The 19,829-nt window shown below is 69.0% G+C and carries 22 protein-coding genes; 9 read left to right on the top strand and 13 right to left on the bottom strand.

Going from position 1 to position 19,829, the window contains the following annotated elements:
• Positions 1–20: 20 nt before the first annotated feature.
• The 3 genes from C7H75_RS07990 to C7H75_RS07980 all read right to left on the bottom strand — a co-directional run bounded on the left by C7H75_RS07990 (position 21) and on the right by C7H75_RS07980 (position 3,741).
• Positions 21–827 (bottom strand): MBL fold metallo-hydrolase, encoded by an 807-nt coding sequence (locus tag C7H75_RS07990; RefSeq protein WP_106851190.1) that lies wholly within the window; start codon positions 825–827, stop codon positions 21–23.
• A 63-nt stretch (positions 828–890) separates the two neighbouring features.
• Positions 891–3,497, bottom strand: a complete 2,607-nt coding sequence (locus C7H75_RS07985; protein ID WP_106851189.1) for a bifunctional FO biosynthesis protein CofGH — start codon at positions 3,495–3,497, stop codon at positions 891–893.
• A 40-nt stretch (positions 3,498–3,537) separates the two neighbouring features.
• On the bottom strand, positions 3,538–3,741 hold the full coding sequence (locus tag C7H75_RS07980) for an Rv3202a family protein (RefSeq protein WP_037085488.1): 204 nt from the start codon (positions 3,739–3,741) through the stop codon (positions 3,538–3,540).
• A gap of 137 nt (positions 3,742–3,878) precedes the next feature.
• On the opposite strand from C7H75_RS07980, the gene C7H75_RS07975 reads away from it, so the two are divergent.
• Both C7H75_RS07975 and C7H75_RS07970 read left to right on the top strand, forming a co-directional pair.
• Positions 3,879–4,358, top strand: a complete 480-nt coding sequence (locus C7H75_RS07975; protein ID WP_044990702.1) for a PH domain-containing protein — start codon at positions 3,879–3,881, stop codon at positions 4,356–4,358.
• Entirely contained in the window at positions 4,355–5,887 is a 1,533-nt protein-coding gene (locus C7H75_RS07970) for a PH domain-containing protein (protein WP_106851188.1), read from the top strand. Before C7H75_RS07975 ends, C7H75_RS07970 begins: the two co-directional genes overlap by 4 nt.
• On the opposite strand, the gene C7H75_RS07965 is transcribed toward C7H75_RS07970, so the two are convergent.
• The 5 genes from C7H75_RS07965 to typA all read right to left on the bottom strand — a co-directional run bounded on the left by C7H75_RS07965 (position 5,878) and on the right by typA (position 11,260).
• Complete coding sequence (locus tag C7H75_RS07965) at positions 5,878–6,288, bottom strand: hypothetical protein (RefSeq protein ID WP_013415372.1); 411 nt, start codon at positions 6,286–6,288, stop codon at positions 5,878–5,880. The two genes, C7H75_RS07970 and C7H75_RS07965, sit on opposite strands and share 10 nt — an antisense overlap.
• A 49-nt stretch (positions 6,289–6,337) precedes the next feature.
• Positions 6,338–6,496, bottom strand: a complete 159-nt coding sequence (locus tag C7H75_RS25950) for a hypothetical protein (RefSeq protein ID WP_005514503.1) — start codon at positions 6,494–6,496, stop codon at positions 6,338–6,340.
• Positions 6,497–6,582: 86 nt separating this feature from the next.
• Positions 6,583–7,458 carry an N-acetyl-1-D-myo-inositol-2-amino-2-deoxy-alpha-D-glucopyranoside deacetylase gene (gene mshB / locus C7H75_RS07960; RefSeq protein ID WP_106851997.1) on the bottom strand — a complete coding sequence of 292 codons (876 nt, stop codon included), beginning with the start codon at positions 7,456–7,458 and terminating at the stop codon, positions 6,583–6,585.
• Positions 7,459–7,463: 5 nt separating this feature from the next.
• Positions 7,464–9,251 (bottom strand): ABC transporter family substrate-binding protein, encoded by a 1,788-nt coding sequence (locus C7H75_RS07955; RefSeq protein WP_175280062.1) that lies wholly within the window; start codon positions 9,249–9,251, stop codon positions 7,464–7,466.
• A 113-nt stretch (positions 9,252–9,364) separates the two neighbouring features.
• Positions 9,365–11,260 carry a translational GTPase TypA gene (gene typA / locus C7H75_RS07950; RefSeq protein ID WP_005514506.1) on the bottom strand — a complete coding sequence of 632 codons (1,896 nt, stop codon included), beginning with the start codon at positions 11,258–11,260 and terminating at the stop codon, positions 9,365–9,367.
• A 398-nt stretch (positions 11,261–11,658) separates the two neighbouring features.
• On the opposite strand from typA, the gene C7H75_RS07945 reads away from it, so the two are divergent.
• On the top strand, positions 11,659–11,841 hold the full coding sequence (locus C7H75_RS07945) for a hypothetical protein (RefSeq protein WP_005514508.1): 183 nt from the start codon (positions 11,659–11,661) through the stop codon (positions 11,839–11,841).
• 9 nt (positions 11,842–11,850) lie between these two features.
• On the opposite strand, the gene C7H75_RS07940 is transcribed toward C7H75_RS07945, so the two are convergent.
• Positions 11,851–12,243, bottom strand: a complete 393-nt coding sequence (locus tag C7H75_RS07940; RefSeq protein ID WP_084922549.1) for a (deoxy)nucleoside triphosphate pyrophosphohydrolase — start codon at positions 12,241–12,243, stop codon at positions 11,851–11,853.
• Positions 12,244–12,276: 33 nt separating this feature from the next.
• Here C7H75_RS07940 and C7H75_RS07935 point away from each other — a divergent pair, with 33 nt between their 5' ends.
• On the top strand, positions 12,277–12,567 hold the full coding sequence (locus C7H75_RS07935; protein WP_106851186.1) for a 4a-hydroxytetrahydrobiopterin dehydratase: 291 nt from the start codon (positions 12,277–12,279) through the stop codon (positions 12,565–12,567).
• Here the strand turns inward: C7H75_RS07935 and C7H75_RS07930 are convergent.
• Positions 12,509–13,777 (bottom strand): mannosyltransferase, encoded by a 1,269-nt coding sequence (locus C7H75_RS07930; protein WP_013415368.1) that lies wholly within the window; start codon positions 13,775–13,777, stop codon positions 12,509–12,511. The two genes, C7H75_RS07935 and C7H75_RS07930, sit on opposite strands and share 59 nt — an antisense overlap.
• Positions 13,778–14,162: 385 nt before the next feature.
• Between C7H75_RS07930 and C7H75_RS07925 the strand changes: the two genes are divergently transcribed.
• A complete protein-coding gene (locus C7H75_RS07925; RefSeq protein ID WP_106851996.1) occupies positions 14,163–14,918 on the top strand; it encodes an Rv1157c family protein in 756 nt (251 codons plus the stop codon).
• 82 nt (positions 14,919–15,000) lie between these two features.
• Positions 15,001–15,339 carry a hypothetical protein gene (locus tag C7H75_RS07920; RefSeq protein ID WP_013415366.1) on the top strand — a complete coding sequence of 113 codons (339 nt, stop codon included), beginning with the start codon at positions 15,001–15,003 and terminating at the stop codon, positions 15,337–15,339.
• Here the strand turns inward: C7H75_RS07920 and C7H75_RS07915 are convergent.
• Positions 15,336–15,800 (bottom strand): MarR family winged helix-turn-helix transcriptional regulator, encoded by a 465-nt coding sequence (locus tag C7H75_RS07915; protein WP_005514516.1) that lies wholly within the window; start codon positions 15,798–15,800, stop codon positions 15,336–15,338. The genes C7H75_RS07920 and C7H75_RS07915 overlap by 4 nt on opposite strands.
• 58 nt (positions 15,801–15,858) lie before the next feature.
• On the opposite strand from C7H75_RS07915, the gene C7H75_RS07910 reads away from it, so the two are divergent.
• The 3 genes from C7H75_RS07910 (at position 15,859) to C7H75_RS07900 (ending at position 18,540) form a co-directional block, all read left to right on the top strand.
• A complete protein-coding gene (locus tag C7H75_RS07910; protein WP_080559270.1) occupies positions 15,859–17,358 on the top strand; it encodes an MFS transporter in 1,500 nt (499 codons plus the stop codon).
• A 328-nt stretch (positions 17,359–17,686) separates the two neighbouring features.
• A complete protein-coding gene (locus C7H75_RS07905; protein ID WP_005514519.1) occupies positions 17,687–17,929 on the top strand; it encodes a hypothetical protein in 243 nt (80 codons plus the stop codon).
• A gap of 110 nt (positions 17,930–18,039) precedes the next feature.
• Complete coding sequence (locus C7H75_RS07900) at positions 18,040–18,540, top strand: nuclear transport factor 2 family protein (RefSeq protein WP_013415363.1); 501 nt, start codon at positions 18,040–18,042, stop codon at positions 18,538–18,540.
• A gap of 71 nt (positions 18,541–18,611) precedes the next feature.
• Here C7H75_RS07900 and C7H75_RS07895 read toward each other — a convergent pair whose 3' ends face one another.
• Positions 18,612–18,974 carry a hypothetical protein gene (locus C7H75_RS07895; protein ID WP_064058055.1) on the bottom strand — a complete coding sequence of 121 codons (363 nt, stop codon included), beginning with the start codon at positions 18,972–18,974 and terminating at the stop codon, positions 18,612–18,614.
• A gap of 91 nt (positions 18,975–19,065) precedes the next feature.
• The gene (locus tag C7H75_RS07890) at positions 19,066–19,815 is read right to left on the bottom strand and encodes a DUF1906 domain-containing protein (protein ID WP_005514525.1); all 750 of its coding nucleotides are present in this window, start codon (positions 19,813–19,815) and stop codon (positions 19,066–19,068) included.
• Between the last annotated feature and the right edge of the window lie 14 nt (positions 19,816–19,829).

Raw genomic sequence — 19,829 nt, 5'->3', positions numbered from 1 at the left:
GACGTCGAGAGGCACCGACGCTACAGCGTCACCGTCTCCCCGCGATCGACGTACACGATGCGGTCACCGAGGCCGCGCCGCGTCAACTCGTCGCGAAAGTCCGAGAGCGGCGAGGCGAAGACCGTGTAGTCGTCGAAGTGCACGGGCACCGCCTTCGGTAGGGAGAGCAACTCCACCAGGTCGGCGCCCTGGCGGCCGTCCATCGTCACGGTCAGCCCGAACGGCAGCCGGTCACCGGCCGGCAGCCGGGTCCCACCGAGATGCACGACGCCGACATCCAGATCCGGGTGCCGGCGCGGAATCTCCTGCAGCGCATCGACGATCAGCGTGTCACCCGAGATGTACAGCCGGCGCTCCACCGGGCCGCCGAGCGGACCGAACTCGAGGATACTGCCCATCACCGGCGGCAGTAGGCGGCGCGCCACCACCGGCGCGTGCTCCCCCGGCGCCGCCGTCACCACCACCTGGGCGCCACCCGTCGTGAGCGTGTGCCGCTGCCAGGTCTGCAACCCCGTCGCCCGCGAGAATCCTCTGCGGTGCAGTCTCTTCGCGGCGTGCGGCGTCGTCAGCACCGGCAGATCCCGGTCGAGGTGCCGCTGCGCGACCCGGTCCCAGTGGTCACCGTGCAGGTGAGAGAGCACGATCGCGGCGAGCGGCGGCAGGTCCCGCACGTCGATCGCCGGATCGTGGCGGCGCGCCGAGACGAGCCCGTACCCGAGATACGCGTGCTGTCCGCGGTGCAGGAAGTTCGGATCGGTCAGCACCGTCAGATCGCCGTATCGCAGCAGCACCGTCGCGTTGCCGACGAACGTCAGTGTCAGGTCCACCTGGGGCTCCCTTCGGCCTCTCGACCACGGGTGCCCCGGCGCGAACCTTCCGAAACAGCGAACTCACCGCACCGGAATGGGTGCACCCTCCCGGCGGCTGTAGTTCGTCAGTCGTTCGTGCGCCGGACGACCGATGCCCTCGGCGATGGCCCGCAGCTCCTCGACCGTCTTCTCCGAACCGTGCTGCGATCCGGCCATCCGCGAGATGGTCTCCTCCATCAACGTTCCGCCGAGGTCGTTGGCACCGCCCTGGAGCATGGCCTGCGTGCCCGCGACGCCGAGCTTGACCCAGCTGGTCTGGATATTGGCGATCCGGCCGTGCAGCATGATCCGCGCCAGCGCGTGGGCCGCCCGGTTGTCGCGCTGCGTCGGCCCCGGGCGGGACGCGCCGGCCAGGTACAGCGGTGCGCTCTGGTGCACGAACGGCAGCAACACGAATTCGGTGAATCCGCCCGTGCGGTCCTGGATTCCGCGGATGACGTTCAGATGCCCGACCCAGTGCCGGGGACTGTCCACGTGGCCGTACATCATCGTCGAACTCGACCGCAGTCCCACCTCGTGCGCGGTGGTGACGACGTCGATCCACGCCGACGCGGGCAGCTTGCCCTTGGTGAGGACCCAGCGGACCTCGTCGTCGAGGATCTCCGCGGCGGTGCCCGGGATGGTGTCGAGGCCGGCCGCACGCAGCTCGGTGAGCCAGTCGCGGACGCTCTGACCGCCGCGGGAGGCGCCGTTGACGATCTCCATCGGGCTGAACGCGTGCACGTGCATCGACGGCACCCGGCGCTTGACCGCCCGCACCAGGTCCGCGTACCCGGTGACCGGCAGCTCGGGGTCGATGCCGCCCTGCATGCAGACCTCGGTCGCGCCCGCGACGTGCGCCTCCCACGCCCGGTCCGCAACTTCCTCGGCCGACAACGTGAACGCGTCCGCGTCCCCCTTGCGCTGCGCGAACGCGCAGAACCGGCAGCCGGTGTAGCAGATGTTGGTGAAGTTGATGTTCCGGTTGACGACGTAGGTGACGTCGTCGCCGACGGCGTCCTTGCGCAGCGCGTCGGCGAGCGCGACGACGGCCTCGAGGCCGTCCCCGTCGGCCGTCGCGAGCGCGAGGTACTCGTCGTCGGACAGCGTCGCCGGATCGCGTTCGGCGCTGCGCAACGCGGACAGCACGTCGGTGTCCACGCGGGCCGGCGCGGCGCGACCCAGTTCGAGAACCTGCTCGCGCACGGTCTCCCAGTCGCCGAACGCGCTACCGAGGTCCGATCGGGTCTCGGTGTTGCGGCCGTCGGTGTCGATCTCGGTGTTGAGGTCCACGCGGCCGGACGACACCCACTCCTCGTCCGGTTCCTGCCACGGCAAACCCGCCGGCTTCACGTCGGCCCGGGCGAGGCCGGTCACCGGGTCGGCCACAGCGCGCACGTGCGCCCCGATCCGTGGATCGATCCACGGATGCCCGGCCAGCACGTACTGCGGCTGCGCCGCGGTCCGCTCGACCAGCGTGTACCCGGCCTGCGCGGTGATCGCGGCGAGCGAGTCCAGATTCGGCCACGGCCGTTCGGGATTCACGTGATCGGGGGTGAGCGGCGACACCCCGCCCCAGTCGTCGACACCCGCGCCGATCAACGCCAGGCATTCCGCCTCGGATACCAGGTTCGGGGGCGACTGGATCCGCATCCCCGGCCCCAACAGCAGGCGCGCGACCGCGATGGTGGCCAGGAACTCCTCGAGGTTCGCGTCGGGGGCGTCCCGCATAGCGGTGTCCGGCTTGGCCAGGAAGTTCTGCACGATCACTTCCTGCACGTGCCCGAAGGCCTTGTGCAGCTTGCGGATCGCCATGATCGACTCGGCGCGCTCGGCGAGCGTCTCGCCGATACCGACGAGGATGCCGGTCGTGAACGGCACCGACAGTCGTCCCGCGTCGGTGAGCGTGCGCAGCCGCACCTCGGGATCCTTGTCGGGGCTGCCGTAATGGCACTCGCCCTTGTCCGTGAACAGTCGGGTCGACGTCGTCTCGAGCATCATGCCCATCGACGGCGCCACCGGCTTGAGCCGCGAGATCTCCTCCCAGCTCATGACGCCCGGGTTGAGGTGCGGCAGCAGTCCGGTTTCCTCGAGAACCCGGATCGACATGGCCCGCACGTAGTCGAGAGTGGAGTCGTAGCCACGCTCGTCGAGCCACTGCTTCGCCTCCGGCCAGCGGTCCTCCGGCCGGTCGCCGAGGGTGAACAGTGCCTCCTTGCAACCCAATTCGGCGCCCTGGCGGGCGATCTCGAGAATCTCGTCGGGCTCCAGGTACATGCCGTGCCCGGCCGCCCGCAGCTTGCCGGGGACCGTCACGAACGTGCAGTAGTGGCACTTGTCGCGGCACAGGCGCGTGATCGGGACGAACACCTTGCGCGAGTACGACACCGTATTCGGCCGTCCCGCAGCGTGCAGGCCCGCGTCGCGCACCTTCGCGGCAGACGCGCACAGATCCTCGAGGTCGGCGCCACGCGCGTGCAGCAGCGTGGTGGCCTCGTCGACGTTGAGCGTCGCGCCGTCCCGGGCCCGGCGCAGGACTCGCCGCATCGCACTCGCGGACGGGCCCTCGGTGGGAACCGACGGGATCGGCAGAATCGTGGACCGGTCGGTGTCATCGCTCGAGTGACTCACCCGACGATCATGCGCCACCGACCGGTCTCGCTGCCACCGTGGGTCTCACACCACCCGTCTAACCGCGGGGATAGTCCTCGTCCAACGGAACGCTCCGCCGCTGTTCCGCGGCGTCCGCCGGATTCACTTCGAGGGGTGTCGGCGGCGGCGTCGACTCCTCGTGTTCGTCGTCCGACTCGGCCGGAGTCAACTGTTCGACGAGATCGGCCTCCGGAACGTCCACGGCCCCCGCGTCGTTGTTCTCTGCGTCGGTCCGAACCATCACGACCACCTCCCGTCTCGACAGGCACCGCACGACCTGTGCGGCCACCTCCACCATAGGACGCCTCGTCCCGCCTCGGGCAGGATGAGGTCGTGAGCGTTCCTTCCGACCCGACCCGTTCCCCGCGTACGGTGACCATGGCCGACCCGGCATGGCGGCCGAGCACGAAGGCCCCCGCGCTGTGGGCCACCACCGCGACCCTCGTCTGGCTCCCGGTCTTCGCGGCGCAGGTCGTGTGGGCGGTGCTCGACGGACGCTGGACGACGTGGCCGCACGTGACGGTGTTCGCGGTGACGCTCGCAGTCGCGGTCGCGGACATCGCGGTCGTGCCGCGGTGGCGGTACCGGGTACACCGCTGGGAGATCAGCGACGACGCGGTCTACACCCGCACCGGCTGGTTCGATCAGGAACGGCGCATCGCACCGATCACCCGCATCCAGACCGTCGACACCGAACGGGGACCACTCGACCGTCTGTTCGGTCTCGCGACCGTCACCGTCACCACGGCGTCGTCCGCCGGGGCGGTCAAGATCACCGCTCTGGACCTCGACGTCGCCGACCGCACCGTCGAGCAACTGACCGCGATCACCGCCCGCAATGCCGGGGACGCGACGTGAGCGTGCCGGCCGAGAGGACCGGCGAGGCCGCCCTCGCCGCCGAGGACGAGCAACCGTGGCTGCGCCTCGACAAGCGGATGCTGCTCGTCCACCCCGTCAACGAGGTCGTGAAACTGCTCCCGGTGATCGCGGTCTCGTGGATCGTCGGCAGCAGCAGCGGCAATCACTACTGGGGCCTGATCGTGGTCGCCGCGCTCGTCGCGTACGGCGTCCTGCGCTGGGTCACCACCACCTACAGGATCGGCCCGGTACACGTGCAGTTGCGTCGCGGCGTCTTCCAGAAGAAGGTGCTGTCGGTCCCCCGCAACCGGATCCGGTCCGTCGACGTCGAGGCCCGGGTGTTGCATCGACTGCTCGGGCTGGCCGTGCTGCGGATCGGCACCGGACGCCACAGCGGACGCGACGAGGAGAAGTTCGAACTCGACGCACTCGACGTCTCACTCGTTCCGGATCTGCGAGCCGCGTTGCTGTCGGGTCACGGGCAGCACCCCGGCCGACCCGACGCGGACAGCGCCCCCGACCGGGAGGGGGCCGAGATCGGCCACTGGACCCCGGCCTGGGTGCGGTACGCCCCGTTCTCCGTCACCGGACTTGTCGCGATCGGCGCGCTGGTGGGCATCGTCTTCCAGTACGGCCTGGTGGACAGCATCGCGCGGTCGCCCGCATTCGAGGAGGGCGTCGACTCCGCGCAGCAGGCCGGCGCACTCGTCCTCGCAGTCCTCGGCTTCCTCGCCTTCGTCGGGCTGTTCCTCGCCGCGAGCGTTCTCGCGTGCGTCCGCTACCTCGTCGTCTACGGCCGCATGACCGTCACCGACACCGGCCGCACACTGCACGTGAGCCACGGTCTGCTGCGGACCCGGCAGACCACCCTCGACCGGCAGCGCCTGCGCGGCACGACGCTCAAGGAGCCGCTGCTGCTGCGGCTGGCGGGCGGCGCCTCGCTCGACGCGATCATGACCGGTGTTTCCGCCGAGCACCGCGAGTCGTCGCTGCTGCTGCCGCAGAGTCCGCGCGCCGAGGCTATGCGTGTGATGGCGACCGTGCTCGGCGACGACCGCCAGGCCGAGACACCGTTGGCATTGCACGGCCCGGCCGCACGGCGACGGCGCTACACCCGTGCGCTGTGGCCCGCTGTCGTGGCCGCCCTCGCCGCGGCGGGCGTCGCGGTCGCCGGACGCGACGTTCCGTGGCCCGTGTGGGCCGGCGTCGTGGTCCTCGCCGTCGCCGGTGCCGGCCTCGCCCGGGACCGCTACCGCGGGCTCGGTCATGCCGTCCTGCCCGGCTGGCTGGTCACCCGCAGCGGCTCTCTCGACCGCCGACGCGACAGCCTGGCAGCAGAGGGCATCATCGGCTGGACGGTGCGGCAGACGTTCTTCCAGCGGCGCGCCGGAGTCGCCACCGTGATCGCCGCGACCCCGGCCGGCACCGGCCGCTACGTCGTGCACGACCTCCCGGCCGAGCAGGCCTGGGCGCTCGTGGACGCCGTGACGCCCGGCGCGGGCGGCATCTGGCTACGCGTTCAGCGCTGAGCCGCCGCCACGAGCGACGAGAGCCGGACCTGGAACAGGTACAGGCCCGCCGGAAGCAATGCCGCGACGAACAGCAGCAGGGTGCGCCAGTCCTCGAAGACCAGCACGTCGCCGCCCGGACCGCCGATCGCGCACAGACCGAAGCCGAAGAGCCACCCGAACAGCGGCAGCGCGGCCACGAGAGCCCGATCGGTGAACTTGCGGGCGCCCAGTACCAGCAACAGGTTGACCACCGCGGAAATCAACACCGTGATCGGGAACGGCGTCGTCCCGATGTACGCCGGCAGGAACAGCACCGACAGCACCGCGCAGAGGAAGCCGTCGAATGTGAGCAGGGCGAGTGTCGTGCGCGCCTCGGCGGGCGACGCGGGCGGGTCGACGGCGATGCTCGGGTCGGTCATGACTTCAAGGGTCCGTCATCGGCGCCGACGCGGCGACGGCGGGGTCCGGTCACGGCACCGGCGGATAGCCCATCGCCGTCAGTAGGTCGCTCATCTGGTGTGCGAACGCGTGCAGTGAGCCGATGTAGAGGTCGTGGAAGTACGGCGCCATCGGCCGCAGGCTGTCCACGAAAGCCGTGATCGCATTCTGGAGTTCCCAGTTGTACATCCGCAGCGACCTCCCGTTCGACAGGGGCTGGTGCCGACGCACGGACCCCCACGAACGTGGCCTGGGTCACAGCTTACGGGGAATCGTCAGCCGATCCCGCCGAACAGATCCTTCTCCCGTCCGTCCGATTCGACGGGCCCGGGCTCACCCCGGACCAGGGTGTAGTGCTCGACGGCGAGGATCGGCTGGATCACGTCGTTCGACAGCGCGAACTCGGTCCCCGACGGTGCGACGGTCACCTGCGTCGCGTGTGCCCGGAACGCGGCGCGTTTGGCGTCCAGCACTGGCCGGACGTCCACGGCGGCGGTCACGGACGCGTCCGGCACCGTCGGGAGTTCGTCGGGCGTCGGCATCCGCCAACCGTGCGGCACGTCGGTGATCGCGGCCACTCCCGCCTCGAGCGTGGACCGCTCGGTGACCGTCCAGTAGAACTTCGCGACATTCCAGGGTTGCCCGCAGTCCGGGAAGGCGTCGGTCCCGGCAGCCTCGACGGCGGCCGTCGTGAGCCGGTGCGCCTGAATGTGATCGGGGTGCCCGTAGCCCCCGACCGGATCGTAGGTGACCACCACGTGCGGGCGTAGCTCCCGGATCACCGCGACGATCGCGGCGATCGCCTCGTCGATGTCGGCGTTGACGAACGCGCGCGGATTACGAGCCGACGGCGTGCCCACCATCCCGGAATCCCGCCAGCGACCCGCACCGCCGAGGAAGCGCGGCCGGGACACGCCCAGCGCCTGCAGCGCGCCGGTCAGCTCCATGATCCGGTAGCCGCCCAGCTGATCCGCCGCGCCCGCGACCAGGCCGGCCCACCGGTCCCCGATGACCTCGCCCTCCTCGCCGAGAGTGCAGGTCAGCACCGTCACGTCGGCGCCGTCGGAGGCGTACCGGGCGATGGTGCCACCCGTCGTGAGCGTCTCGTCGTCGGGATGGGCGTGCACGAACAGGATGCGTCGGGCGTTCATCTCACTCACTTCGTCGTGCGGGTCCACACTCCGGCGTCGCCGAAGATGCCCACCGGGATCGGACCCGCCAGCGACACGCCCTCCACACCCGGACCGGCGACCACGATCGCGTTGTCCTGGAGGACCGGCAGGACGGCCGCCAACTCCCACAGCCGGGGCTCGGCGTCGGCGATGACGCGCGCCGGGTCGTCGAGGCCACGCAGGGCCGCGTCGATCCCGGGCTGCAAGCCGGTATCGCACAGACCGGACAGGTTGCTGGGCGAGCGCACCGACGGCGCCGGCGTGGCCGCGGACGTGGGTGCCGGAGACGTCGTCTGCGGCGTCGTGTCCGGTGCCGACTCCGACGTGTCCAGCGGCAGGCAGCCGAAGCGGGACGCCAGCGACGTCGCCGGGTCCGACCCGGCGCGTTCCCAACCGACGACGGCGTCGACCGTGCCCGACGTGAGTGCCTCGCCGTACAGGTCCTCGGCCTTGAGCGCACGCACCGAGGCCGCGATACCCGCCCCCCGCCACTGGTCGGCGACAGTGTTGGCGACGGCGATCGCGATGTCGTCGTTCTCCGGCGCACCCAGTACGAGGGTCAACTGCTCGTTGTCCCGCACCAGACGTCCGACGGTGACGGTCTCCGGGTCGTTGCCCTCGGCGAGCGTCGGGACGACCTGGAAGCCGGCACCGGCGAGCGCCCCGAAGGCCTGCTCCCGCGTCGGCGGCGGTGGCGCCGTCGGCGCATACCCCGGGTCGGACGGAGCCAGCACCTGTGCGCGCGCGGGGGTGGCGGACGATTCGCTGCCCGCCCCCACCGTGGCCAGCAGGTTGGGATCGAGAAGTCCGAACAGTCCCTTGCGGACCGTGGGCTCGGCCAGCGTGGACACCCGGCCGTTGAGAGTCACCGACAGCACCCGCGGCTGCAGTTCGGTGCCGGTGCGCACGCTGGGAATGACCGACAGCTGCCCCAGTGTGGCGGCACCGCCGTGCACGCGGGCCACCTGGGCGTCGCCCGACCGGATCGAGTCCGCGAGCTGGGCCGGGGAGCCACCGCGGCGCATCAGGATCTGATCCGCCTTGGCGGGGGTGCCCCAGAACCGGTCGTTACGCTCGAGCACGATCTCGTCGCGGCCGCGATCGACCGACTTGATGTGGAACTGCGCCCCCGAGACCGGAATGCTGTCACCGAGCCCGCGGGCGAAGCCGCCCGGCGTGTCCTTGACCAGATGCGACGGCAGCAGGTCGGTGAAGAGCTCGCGCCACGCCGGATACGGGGCGGTGAGAGTCACGGTGACGGTCTTGCCGCCCCCGGACGACTCGACGTCGTCGATCAGACCGTAGCCCGCGGGATCCACGACGCCCGGCTGGGTGATCATCTGCTGCCACAGGTAGCGGAAGTCCTCGGCCGCGATCGGAGCACCGTCCGACCACTGGGCCTCGTTCCGCAACTGGTAGGTGATGGTCGTCGGAGCCTCCGGCGGCACCGCGGTCGCCGACACCAGCACGGACGGATCGGGCACCCACAGCGTCACGCCGGGACGCGCCGGATCGAGCGCGGGACGGAACGGACTGGGCAGCACCAGCGCGCTCACCGCCGAGTTGACGGGTGACTGGTCCGCGAGGAGATGCGGATTGAATCCGATGCCCACGTCGTCGATCGCGACGGCAACGGTGTTCTTGGTGGGAACCGCAGTCGTCGGCTTGGGGCTGTCGGTGCTCTCGACCGGCGGCGGCGGGTTGGCGGTACAGGCCGCCAGCGCCAGCAGCGACACCGCAGCCAGGGTCCGCGGAACCAATGCACGGAACATCCCGTGCCGTACGTGCGCCACTACCGGCCCTCCCGTCCGCGAGCGGCACACCCGCCCGTGCGCGTTGCGCGAGCACTCAGCCTCGCACAACGCGCACGGAACGCGTCACACACTTACAGCGCGGCCTTGTCACGCGACTTCGCGCGCGAACGCTCGCGAGCGCGATCGGTCTGCGACAGATGCAGCTTGCGCACGCGCACGACCTCGGGAGTGACCTCGACACACTCGTCGGCGGCACAGAACTCCATCGCCGCCTCGAGGGTCAGCTCGATCGGCTTCGCGAGCGTCTCCGTCGCGTCGGCCGTCGCCGAGCGCATGTTGGTGAGCTTCTTCTCCTTGGTGACATTGATGTCGAGGTCCTCGGCGCGCGGGTTGATACCCACGACCATGCCCTCGTACGTGTCCGAGCCGGGCTCGACGAAGAAGGTGCCGCGGTCGGCCAGCTGGATCATCGCGAACGGGGTCACCGAGCCGGTGCGGTCCGAGACCAGCGAGCCGGTGTGGCGGGCGCGGATCTCGCCGGCCCACGGGGCGTAGCCGTGCGAGACGGCGTTGGCGATGCCGGTGCCGCGGGTCTCGGTGAGGAAGTCGGTGCGGAAACCGATGAGGCCACGCGACGGAACGATGAACTCCATCCGAACCCAGCCGGTGCCGTGGTTCGTCATCTGGACCATCTTGCCCTTGCGGTTGGCCAGCAGCTGGGTGATCGCGCCCAGGTGCTCCTCGGGGGTGTCGATCGTGAGCTCCTCGAAGGGCTCGTGCAGCTTGCCGTCGACATGCTTGGTGACGACCTGCGGCTTGCCGACCGTGAGCTCGAAGCCCTCGCGGCGCATCTGCTCGACGAGGATGGCCAGTGCCAGCTCGCCACGGCCCTGGACCTCCCACGCGTCGGGGCGTCCGATGTCGAGCACGCGCAGCGACACGTTGCCGATCAGCTCGGAGTCCAGACGGGACTTGACCATGCGGGCGGTCAGCTTGTGGCCCTTGACGCGACCCACCAGCGGCGACGTGTTGGTACCGATGACCACGGAGATGGCCGGCTCGTCGACGGTGATCGTCGGCAGAGCCACCGGGTTCTCGATGTCGGCGAGGGTGTCGCCGATCATGATCTCGGGGATACCCGCGACGGCGACGATGTCACCCGCCACGGCGACCTCGCCGGGCTCACGGTTGACGCCGACGGTCTTCAGCAACTCGGTGATCTTGACGTTCTTGACGCCGTCGGCGTGCATCCACGCGACGTTCTGCCCCTTGCGGAGCTCGCCGTTGTGGATGCGGACCAGCGCGAGGCGACCGAGGAAGTCGGAGGCGTCGAGGTTGGTGACGTGGGCCTGCAGCGGCGCGGCGGAATCACCCTTGGGCGCCGGCACGTGCTCCATGAGGACGTCGAACAGCACGTCGAGGTTCTCGGTGTCGGGCGCCTGTCCGTCCTCGGGACGGTTCATCGACGCCTTGCCCTCGCGGCCCGACGCGTACAGGACCGGCAGGTCCAGCAGCGCCTCCGCGGCGGCGGCGGCCTCGTCGTCGAGATCGGACGCCAGGTCCAGGAGCAGGTCCTGGGCCTCGGTGACGACCTCTTCGATGCGCGCGTCGGGTCGGTCCGTCTTGTTCACGACGATGATGACCGGCAGCGACGCGGCGAGCGCCTTGCGCAGCACGAAGCGGGTCTGCGGCAGCGGACCCTCGGACGCGTCGACGAGCAGCACGACGCCGTCGACCATCGACAGACCGCGCTCGACCTCGCCACCGAAGTCGGCGTGGCCCGGGGTGTCGATGACGTTGATGACGGTGACGGTGCCGTCCGGGTTGTGGCGGTGGACGGCGGTGTTCTTCGCGAGGATGGTGATGCCCTTCTCGCGTTCGAGGTCACCGGAGTCCATGACGCGGTCGACCAGCTCGGCGCGCTCGGCGAAGGCGCCGGACTGGCGCAGCATGGCGTCGACGAGGGTGGTCTTGCCATGGTCGACGTGCGCGACGATGGCGACGTTACGGAAATTGGTGGTGCTCACGCGGGGCGTTCTCCTGGCTGCTGACGGGGCCACACGAAGTTGCTGTCGTACGGCTTCTGGCTGCCGCTACGCGCATGCGTGATTCCCATTCGCGATCCCCCGAGTATCGGAACGCACCGGACGTCTCACGAGGAATCGCGACGTGTGCACCGACGGGGGACTGCGGCCAGCGAATACCCTACCCGCCCGAGCGGCCGCCCTCCGCACCGCGCCCCTCCTACGACGGCCCTGACCAGGCGATAGTGATCTGCACCACTACGGTCCGGGGTCCTGCGAACTCTCCCGCGGCGCTGCGTCCGGCGTCGGGTCGTCGTTGCCGCGGTCCCGGATAAGGGTAGGTTTACTCTCGTGCGGGAATGCTCCGGGCACCGCACTCGGGAGGAAGGCCGGGTTCGCACATGGGCAAGGGAAAGGTGAAGGCCAGCAAGGTCTCTGGCCTCAAGCCCAAGAAGAAGTGCTGCCGGAAGAAGACGCGCTGCCTCAAGTGTCCGGTGGTGATCATGCGGATGAAGAAGCTCGAGAACGAGGGCGCGACCAAGAAGGAACTCAAGAAGGGCCTGAAGAAGGCGCGCGCCGCGTGAGTGGCGATGTCACTCGCCCAGCAGTGCCACCAACTCGGGCAGCCAGCCACGGTCGTTGCCGACGAGGGCGATCTCGCGCAGTTCGAGTGCATCCACCCAGCGCAGTGCCGCATGCTCGAGGGCCTGCGGCGTCCCGCTGACCAGTTCGGCCCGGTAGGCGCGCAGCACCAGTCCTCCGCGGAGCTGGACGTCGGCGCCGATCCGCTCCCCTGCCGTCGCCTCGACGCCCAGTTCCTCGCGCAGTTCGCGGCGCACCGCGTCGCTCGGCGCCTCGCCGGGTTCGACCTTCCCTCCGGGCAGTTCCCACAGACCGGCCAACTCCGGCGGTCGGGTGCGCTGTGCGAGCAGCAGGCGTCCGTCCCGGATCAGCGCGGCTGCGACGACCTCGCGTCCAGCGCTCATTGCGGTCCCCTCGCCATCGCACCATCATGAGGTATGGCCGAGCTGCTGTCCGACAACGAGATCGATGCCGCCCTCACGAATCTGCCGCACTGGCGCCGCGACGGCGCGGCGCTCACCCGAACCATCGAGTCGGCGAGCTTTCCCGCCGCCATCACGTTGGTGGACCGCGTCGCCGAAACCGCGGAGTCGATGAACCACCACCCGGACATCGACATCCGATGGCGCACGGTCACGTACTCGCTCTCCACCCACTCCGCGGGCGGGATCACCGGATCGGATCTGGAGTTGGCGCGGCAGATCGACGATCTGGCGGCGTCGGCGTGACGGGGTGCCGCCGGCCCGCGTAGGCCACCCATGCGAACAGCACCAGCGCCCCGACGACGTTGACCGTCGCGGCCCACGCGAGCACGCCTGGGCGCGAGATGGGCTCGTCCTCGATCTGCTTGAGCAGCCACGGCACACCGACGACGGTCACGGCGAGCCAGCCGGCCGCGATGATCCGGGATCCGAGCAGCCGCCCGTACGGGCCGTGCACGAGCCAGATCAACATCGGCAGCACCCACACCCAGTGGTGGACCCAGGAGATCGGCGACACCAGCAGCCCGAAGAGCTGGACAAGCACCAGCGTGCCGAGTCGGTCGTCCCGCCCCAGAGCACGCCACGCGAAGAACGCGAGCCCGGCGGAGACGACGACGGCCGCGATCCACACCGCCCCGGATTCGACGTCGTGACCGGCCAGGCGGCTCAGCGCGCCACGCAGCGACTGGTTCCAGGCCGATCCGACGGGCCCGATCCGGTCGGCGTCGCCGAACTTCGAGGTGAAGTAGTCACGAGCCTGCGCGCCGATCACGAGGTAGCTCACCGCGACCGTGCCGAAGAAGGCGACGGCGGAGAAGATCGCGGCCCGCCAACGACGCTGCGCCAGGAAGTACAGCCCGGTGACCGCGGGCGTCAGTTTGATGCCGGCCAGGACACCGACGATGCCACCGGACAGCCACCACCGGGCGCTGCGGACGGCGATCATCGCACCGAGCACCAGGAACACGTTGACCTGCCCGTAGTCCAGGGTGGTCCGGACCGGTTCCGTCCAGATTCCCACCGCGGTCCACACTGCGGCCACGTACTGCCAGTGCCGTTCGCGGGCGACCTCACCGAGCAGCAGTTCCAGACTGATGCGGATCACCCAGAACAGCGCCGCGACCGTGGCGAGCTGCCAGAGAAGCCCGACCAGCCCGAACGGCAGGTAGTGCAGCGGCAGGAACACGAGCGCCGCGAACGGCGGATACGTGAACGGGAGCGGGAAGTCGGGCGTCTCCTCGGAGTACGTGAAGGCGTACAGATCGCCACGCAGCAGCGCGGCCGAACCGTCGACGTAGACGTGGAGGTCGACGAAGTTCGCACCGTTCGGCGTCAGGTAGGTCCACAGCAGTCGGAGGATCACCGAGAGGGCGAGTAGCAGCGGCGCCCACCGGAGAAGTCCGCGCGCGGCCGCGGCCGTACGCGGCCGTCGATCGGCACGTGAAAGCTGGGACACTGGCGGCGCTCTCCCGTGATCGTGTGTGCTGGCAGGACGCACCCAGTGTGGCGCGGGAGCGGGAAGGACCAGGTGTGGCGTCAGCCTAACGCCCCGGCCCGATGCGCCGAAAATACCTTGCTCATCAGTAACAGTTGCATCAAGGTTCACATTTTCCGCATACGTCACAGATATTGTCACCAGGCGATGGCAGTTACATCACAGCTTGAATAGACTCCGCTGGGTCGTGGATCACGAATGCGACGTGCAGAACAGTCTGTACACATCGGGGGATCGATCCATAGAGTGACCCGCGACGAACAACCCGCGACCACGGAGGCCGTGGGCGCCCGTGCGGCAGACCGACGCTGTCAGCAAGCGTCTGAACGACAAGGATGGGGAAACCGTGATTCGTAACCGAGGAACGCGACGAGCAATCACTGCATGCGCAGTCGTGGCCGCCGCTGCGCTCGCTGTACCGGCCCACGCGGCCGCACAGCCGACGCCTCCCGGGCTCCCCGAGGGCGTCTCCATCGATGCGCTGACCTCCCTCGCGCCCGCCATCCTGGGTGCCGCGGCGGCGCCGGCGGACATGCAGGACGTCGACGCCAAGACCGACCTGCTCGCCCAGGCCCGCATCCTTCTCGAAGGCGCGAACCTGCCGCCGGAACTGAAGTCGACGCTCGAGCGCGTCATCACGTTCCTGGACGGCAGCGGTGGCGGCGGACCGGAGATCCCACAGGACGGCCCGGTCATCGCGCAGTTCCTGTACCCGACCGTGGGCAAGGGCTGCATCGCCCCGTCCAGCGATTCCGTCGGCACGGCCCTGGCCGTCCCCGGTCCCGCGCACCTGCCGCCTCCGGGCCCCGGCGCCGGCCAGGCCGGCTTCGTCTTCACCGCGCTCGGCACCGCGAAGGCGGCCCCGAACCAGGGCATGACGGTGTCGTGGATCAACGTCGACAACGGCCGCCGCGAGACCCAGCCGTTGACCACGGAGGCCCGTATCAACCCGGACGGACCGGCGACGCTGTCGGCGATCGCGAACACCGGCCCGGGTCGTGTGCTCGCCGTGATCTCCGGCGACCTCACCACCGAGCCCGACGGTTCCGCGCCGATCACGTGCAACTTCCTGCCGACGGTCGGAATGTTCGCGGTCGCGTAACCCCGCTCGCACAGGAAGGCCCCGCCGGCTCCGGCGGGGCCTTTCCCTGTTCACGGCCCAGGCTCGCGTGGTAGACCGGGGAATGGCCGAGACGACGAAGTCGATCCGCTCACTGCACTCCCGACGATCCATCCTGTCGATCCGATCGGAGGGATCGATCCTCTGCATCGGCAGCGTGGGCTCGATCCTGTCGATCGGATCCATCGGGTCGGTCCTGTCGATCTGTTCCGTCGGCTCCGCCGGGTCGGCGATGTCCTCGCTGTCGTTCGGCAGCATCGGTTCCGTGCTGTCGGGCCTGTCCCGCTGGTCGCTGTTGGCCTGGCGTGGCGTCGGGCAGGCACCCGACGAACATCCGACCCTCGTGGTCGTCGCCGACGAACCGGACCTCGCCGAGTCGACGACGTTGCACGTCCAGTCCTAGTCGGACTCCGGCCTCGGCCAGGCTCGACCCTCGAGCGCTTCGACATCCCGGTTGAACCGCACCAGCAAATCGTGGAGCAACGCGATCTCGTCCGGGGCCCAGTCCTCGAGTACCCGTTCGGCACCGTCGCGGTTGAGATCACGATCGGCTCGCAGGCGCGCCAGGCCGGTCTCCGTGGCTCGAATCTTGCGCGCCACACCGCCGTCCGGATCGGCGATGCGTTCGACCAGTTCGTGTCGCTCGAGCGCCCCCACCTGACGGTTGACCGTGGAGATGTCGAGGAGGAAAGCCTCGGCCAGTTCCTTGAGGCTCATCAAACGATCGAGTTCCAGGCGCGCGAGGATCAGGTAGGCCGAGCGGTCGAGGGTCTGTTGTCCCCGTTGCCACGACAGGGCGTGGTAGCGCGACAGGAGCATCAACTCGTACTCGACGCCCGCTACGGTCCGGTCTTCGTCGGACAAACCCGACCCCTTCCACCTCGATTGCCCGCAATGTCCGCGTTGTGCGGTACGGCGCCCGATGTGTACGGTACACATTCTTCCAATTTTCTCTTTCTGCAGTTTCTTTCGAGGAGTTTCCTTGTCCACACCCGTCGCGTCCTCGACGGTGAAGACGACCCCATCCGTATCCGGCAACGCCATCGTCGCGATTCTCGGCTTCTGCGGCATCGTCGTCTCTCTGATGCAGACGCTCGTCGTCCCGATCATTCCCCAACTGCCACATCTGATCTCGGCCTCACCGGCTGACGCGTCGTGGGCCGTCACCGCCACTCTCCTCGCCGCCGCCGTGGTCACCCCCATCAGCGGCCGGCTCGGCGACATGTTCGGCAAGAAGAAGGTCCTCGTCATCAGCCTGGGCCTGGTCGTCGCCGGGTCCGTGGTGTGCGCCTTCGCCGACTCCCTCATCCCGCTCATCGTCGGTCGTTCCTTGCAGGGCGCCTCGGTGGGGGTGATCCCGCTCGGCATCAGCATCCTGCGCGACGAGTTGCCTCCCCGGAAGGTGGCCGGCGCGATGGCCATCGTCAGTGCCACCCTCGGCGTCGGCGGCGCGATCGGCCTGCCGATCGCGGCAGCGGTCGCGCAGGTGGCCGACTGGCACGTGCTGTTCTGGATGTCGGCCGGACTCGGCCTCGTCTGTGCGGCACTGGCCGCCGCCGTCATCCCGGAATCCTCCGTCCGGAACCCTGGCCGATTCGACTTCGTCGGCGCGATCGGGCTCAGCGCGGCGCTGATCCTGTTCCTGCTGCCCATCACCAAGGGCGGCACGTGGGGCTGGAGCGACCCACTCACCCTCGGCCTGCTCGCAGGATCCCTCGTGTTGTTCCTGGCCTGGGGATTCCTGCAGCTGCGCACGGCGCGGCCGCTCGTGGATCTGCGAGTGTCCGCCCGTCCGCACGTGCTCTTCACCAACCTCGCGTCGATCGCGATCGGCTTCTCGATGTACGGCAACTCCCTGACGCTGCCCCAGTTGCTCATGGCGCCGGAATCGACCGGGTACGGACTCGGGCTCTCGATGGTCACGGCGGGCCTCGCGCTGGCCCCGGGCGGGATGGTGATGATGGCACTCTCGCCGGTCTCCGCCAAGATCTCGGCCTGGCGGGGACCGCGTTTCACCCTCATGGTCGGCTCGGTCGTCGTCGGCCTGGGCTATACGTTCGTGTACTTCCTGTCGTCCTCGGTGTGGATGATCGTCGTCGGCGGCATGATCATCGGCGCGGGCGTCGGACTGTCGTACTCGTCGATGCCTGCGCTGATCATCGGTGCCGTCCCCGTGTCGGAGACCGCCGCCGCGAACGGTCTCAACTCCCTCATGCGGTCGATCGGCACGTCCAGCGCGGCCGCTGTCATCAGCGTCGTCCTGGCGAGCATGACCGTGACGCTGGGGACCGCCACGATTCCCTCGTTCGATGCGTTCCGCGCGACGTTCGTCATCGCGATCGTCGCCGCCCTGGTGTCGTTGGCGTTCGCGTTCCTCATCCCGAAGGCCCGCCCGGCGGCCGCCGGGACGCAGCATCCCTGACGGCCGTCCGAATACGGGGAAGGCCCGCAACCGGGGATCCGGTTGCGGGCCTTCGTGGTTCTCGTGGCGTCCTACTGCTGGCCGCCGCCCGAGGACCCGTCCGAGGAACCCAGGTACAGGTTCGCAGCGATCGCGTAGAACAGGTTGATGAGGAAATCCACGAGAGCCTCCGAGTCGTAGCGGTTTCGGACCGATAACGGTAGCCGACCGGTTCTTGCGAACCGGACCGACACCGGGCGTATCGGAACATCCGTCCAACTTGTTTCACTCCGCAGGCGCGGTAGCGTTGAGGAAGCATGTGAAGTCACTCCAGACGGGAGTCACGACCATGAGCAGAGAGAAGTGGTGGGTACTCGCCGGCCCGGACAGCGGCTGGTCGCTCGAACAGCGGGCCAACGGCGACCACGTGGTCGTCAACACGACCACCTCCGAGGAACACGTGCTCAACGGGTACCAGTGGATGCACGTCAAGCATGCCGACGCGGCAACGGGCACACCCGAACACGGTCTGAAGGTCCTCGGGGAGGGCCCGCCGCCCTTCGGCCGATGGACCGAACTCCACGGCACCTGAAAACCCACCCGAATCAGGCAAAAAACTGAAACACGTTCCAGGCGTGCGTTAGGTTGCAGGTGAGTCCGCGTGCGAGGCGGGCGACCGCATCGACCACGAGGAGCGCAGCCATGCCGTGGACCCGCGAAGAACTCGAAGGAGCCTTCGAGAACTACCAGAAGACCGTCGTGCGAGCGACGCAGACCGGCGACTGGAATCTCTTCGCCGACATGTTCACCGAGGACGCCACCTACCTCGAGCACGCATTCGGCCGATTCGAGGGCCGCGAGGAGATTCGCCGTTGGGTGACGCGCACGATGACCGCGTTCCCGGGCAATCGCATGCCCGAGTTCCCCGCCTCCTGGCACGTCGTCGACGTCGAACGCGGCTGGGTGATCTGCGAGATCCAGAACCCGATGGAGGATCCCGGTGACGGCACCGAGCACGGCGCCGCGAACATCACGATCCTCCACTACGCGGGCGACGACCTCTGGTCGCACGAGGAGGACGCCTACAACCCGATGAACTTCTTCGCGATGGCGAAGAAGTGGTGCGAGCATGCGGAGGCCGCGGGCAACCTGCCCGAGGATGCACGTGTGTGGCGCGAGAAGATGGCGAAGCTGCCCGGCTGATCAGCACCCGGGAACGACGACGGGCGCCCTCCGTACGCGGAGGGCGCCCGTTCTCGTGTGCGACGAGTTCGTCAGTAGCTGGTCCAGAGCACCGCGATCAGGGCGTTGACGACGCCCAGGATGCCCACGATGTGCGCGAAGTTCGGGTTGCCTTCGCCGCGCTTCTGGCGAGCCCGGCCGATCTCTGCGACGGCGACGATGATCAGCGTGATGAGCAGCTTGACGCCGATCTTGGCATGGTCGTAGTCCTTGCCCAGCGAATCGACGGCTTCGCCGAGGCCGACGATGACGAGGCCCGACAGCAACTGGATGCGCGCGCCCCAGACCATCACCTCGCTGATCCGGGGGGCCTTCAGGACCGAGAGGTAACCACCGACGATCGCGGCCATGCCCAGCAGGTGCACGGCGACGAGGATGTTGTAGACGACAGACATGCCATTACCTTAGCTTTACGTATCCGGCGGTCTCACAATTCCGCGGCCACAATCCATCGTTGGATGGATTCTCCCGGGATCGATTCCTCGACTATGACAGGAAGAACGGCTTCTGCGCCGACCATTGACCGTACTGCGGCTTGAGGATCGAGTTGAGGTCGATGCCGATGCCCTCGATCTGTCGCTTGTCGATCTCGAACTGGTGCAGGTGCGCGGCCGGATGCACGTAGCCGGCCGGGGATCCCCAATTGTGCTGCCAGAACAGACCCCCGATCCCGGCGCGCAGGCAACGGTCGATGGTCGGCGTGTTGGCGTACACGCCGACGTTCCGCCGCCCGAGGACCTCCTCCCAGCCCCGCAGGTAGGGCGCGATGAGGTTGTCGAACTCCCACGGCGACGGATTGTCGTCGATCGACGCGTAGATCGGGCAGTTCTCGGGGCCGCCGGCAGCCCGGTGCAACTCCAGTCCGCGTTGCGCGTGGCGGATGCCGGCATCGAAGCCGCCGCGCCAGTCCGACGTCTGCCCCTTGCCGAACTGGTAGCAGGAGACGATCTGCAGGCCGAACGCCGCCATGGCCGCGGCCTCACCGAACTGCATGGGCTTGCCGAGCATCCACTCGGCACCCGGACGCCGATCCGACACGTACCTGATCGCGCCCACGTGTCCGGCCGCACGGATGCCCAGCGGAGACGGCACGCCGGCCGAGTAGTCGATCAGGGTCGCGGGCCCGGCGTTCGCGACCGACGGTCCTGCGAGCGCCGCGAGCCCCGCTGCCGCGGTGCCTGCCGCCGCGTACTTGAAGAGTTCTCGCCTGGAAACCTGCACCGTGAAACCTCGCATCGCCGGGACTGGGG

The organism is Rhodococcus (subgen. Prescottella) equi, assembly GCF_003013675.1.
In the GTDB taxonomy this organism is placed as follows: Bacteria; Actinomycetota; Actinomycetes; order Mycobacteriales; family Mycobacteriaceae; genus Prescottella; species Prescottella equi.
The sequence above is the reverse complement of the archived record's forward strand: the minus strand, read 5'-3'. Positions and strand labels throughout refer to the sequence as shown.

What these genes read in the sequence shown, in the direction of transcription:
- C7H75_RS07980 (WP_037085488.1), bottom strand. Translation starts at nt 3,741, where the DNA reads ATGGTTCGGACCGACGCAGAGAACAACGACGCGGGGGCCGTGGACGTT.
- C7H75_RS07975 (WP_044990702.1), top strand. Translation starts at nt 3,879, where the DNA reads ATGGCCGACCCGGCATGGCGGCCGAGCACGAAGGCCCCCGCGCTGTGG.
- C7H75_RS07965 (WP_013415372.1), bottom strand. Translation starts at nt 6,288, where the DNA reads ATGACCGACCCGAGCATCGCCGTCGACCCGCCCGCGTCGCCCGCCGAG.
- C7H75_RS25950 (WP_005514503.1), bottom strand. Translation starts at nt 6,496, where the DNA reads ATGTACAACTGGGAACTCCAGAATGCGATCACGGCTTTCGTGGACAGC.
- mshB (WP_106851997.1), bottom strand. Translation starts at nt 7,458, where the DNA reads ATGAACGCCCGACGCATCCTGTTCGTGCACGCCCATCCCGACGACGAG.
- C7H75_RS07955 (WP_175280062.1), bottom strand. Translation starts at nt 9,251, where the DNA reads ATGTTCCGTGCATTGGTTCCGCGGACCCTGGCTGCGGTGTCGCTGCTG.
- C7H75_RS07945 (WP_005514508.1), top strand. Translation starts at nt 11,659, where the DNA reads ATGGGCAAGGGAAAGGTGAAGGCCAGCAAGGTCTCTGGCCTCAAGCCC.
- C7H75_RS07940 (WP_084922549.1), bottom strand. Translation starts at nt 12,243, where the DNA reads ATGAGCGCTGGACGCGAGGTCGTCGCAGCCGCGCTGATCCGGGACGGA.
- C7H75_RS07935 (WP_106851186.1), top strand. Translation starts at nt 12,277, where the DNA reads ATGGCCGAGCTGCTGTCCGACAACGAGATCGATGCCGCCCTCACGAAT.
- C7H75_RS07920 (WP_013415366.1), top strand. Translation starts at nt 15,001, where the DNA reads ATGGCCGAGACGACGAAGTCGATCCGCTCACTGCACTCCCGACGATCC.
- C7H75_RS07910 (WP_080559270.1), top strand. Translation starts at nt 15,859, where the DNA reads ATGTGTACGGTACACATTCTTCCAATTTTCTCTTTCTGCAGTTTCTTT.
- C7H75_RS07905 (WP_005514519.1), top strand. Translation starts at nt 17,687, where the DNA reads ATGAGCAGAGAGAAGTGGTGGGTACTCGCCGGCCCGGACAGCGGCTGG.
- C7H75_RS07900 (WP_013415363.1), top strand. Translation starts at nt 18,040, where the DNA reads ATGCCGTGGACCCGCGAAGAACTCGAAGGAGCCTTCGAGAACTACCAG.
- C7H75_RS07895 (WP_064058055.1), bottom strand. Translation starts at nt 18,974, where the DNA reads ATGTCTGTCGTCTACAACATCCTCGTCGCCGTGCACCTGCTGGGCATG.
- C7H75_RS07890 (WP_005514525.1), bottom strand. Translation starts at nt 19,815, where the DNA reads ATGCGAGGTTTCACGGTGCAGGTTTCCAGGCGAGAACTCTTCAAGTAC.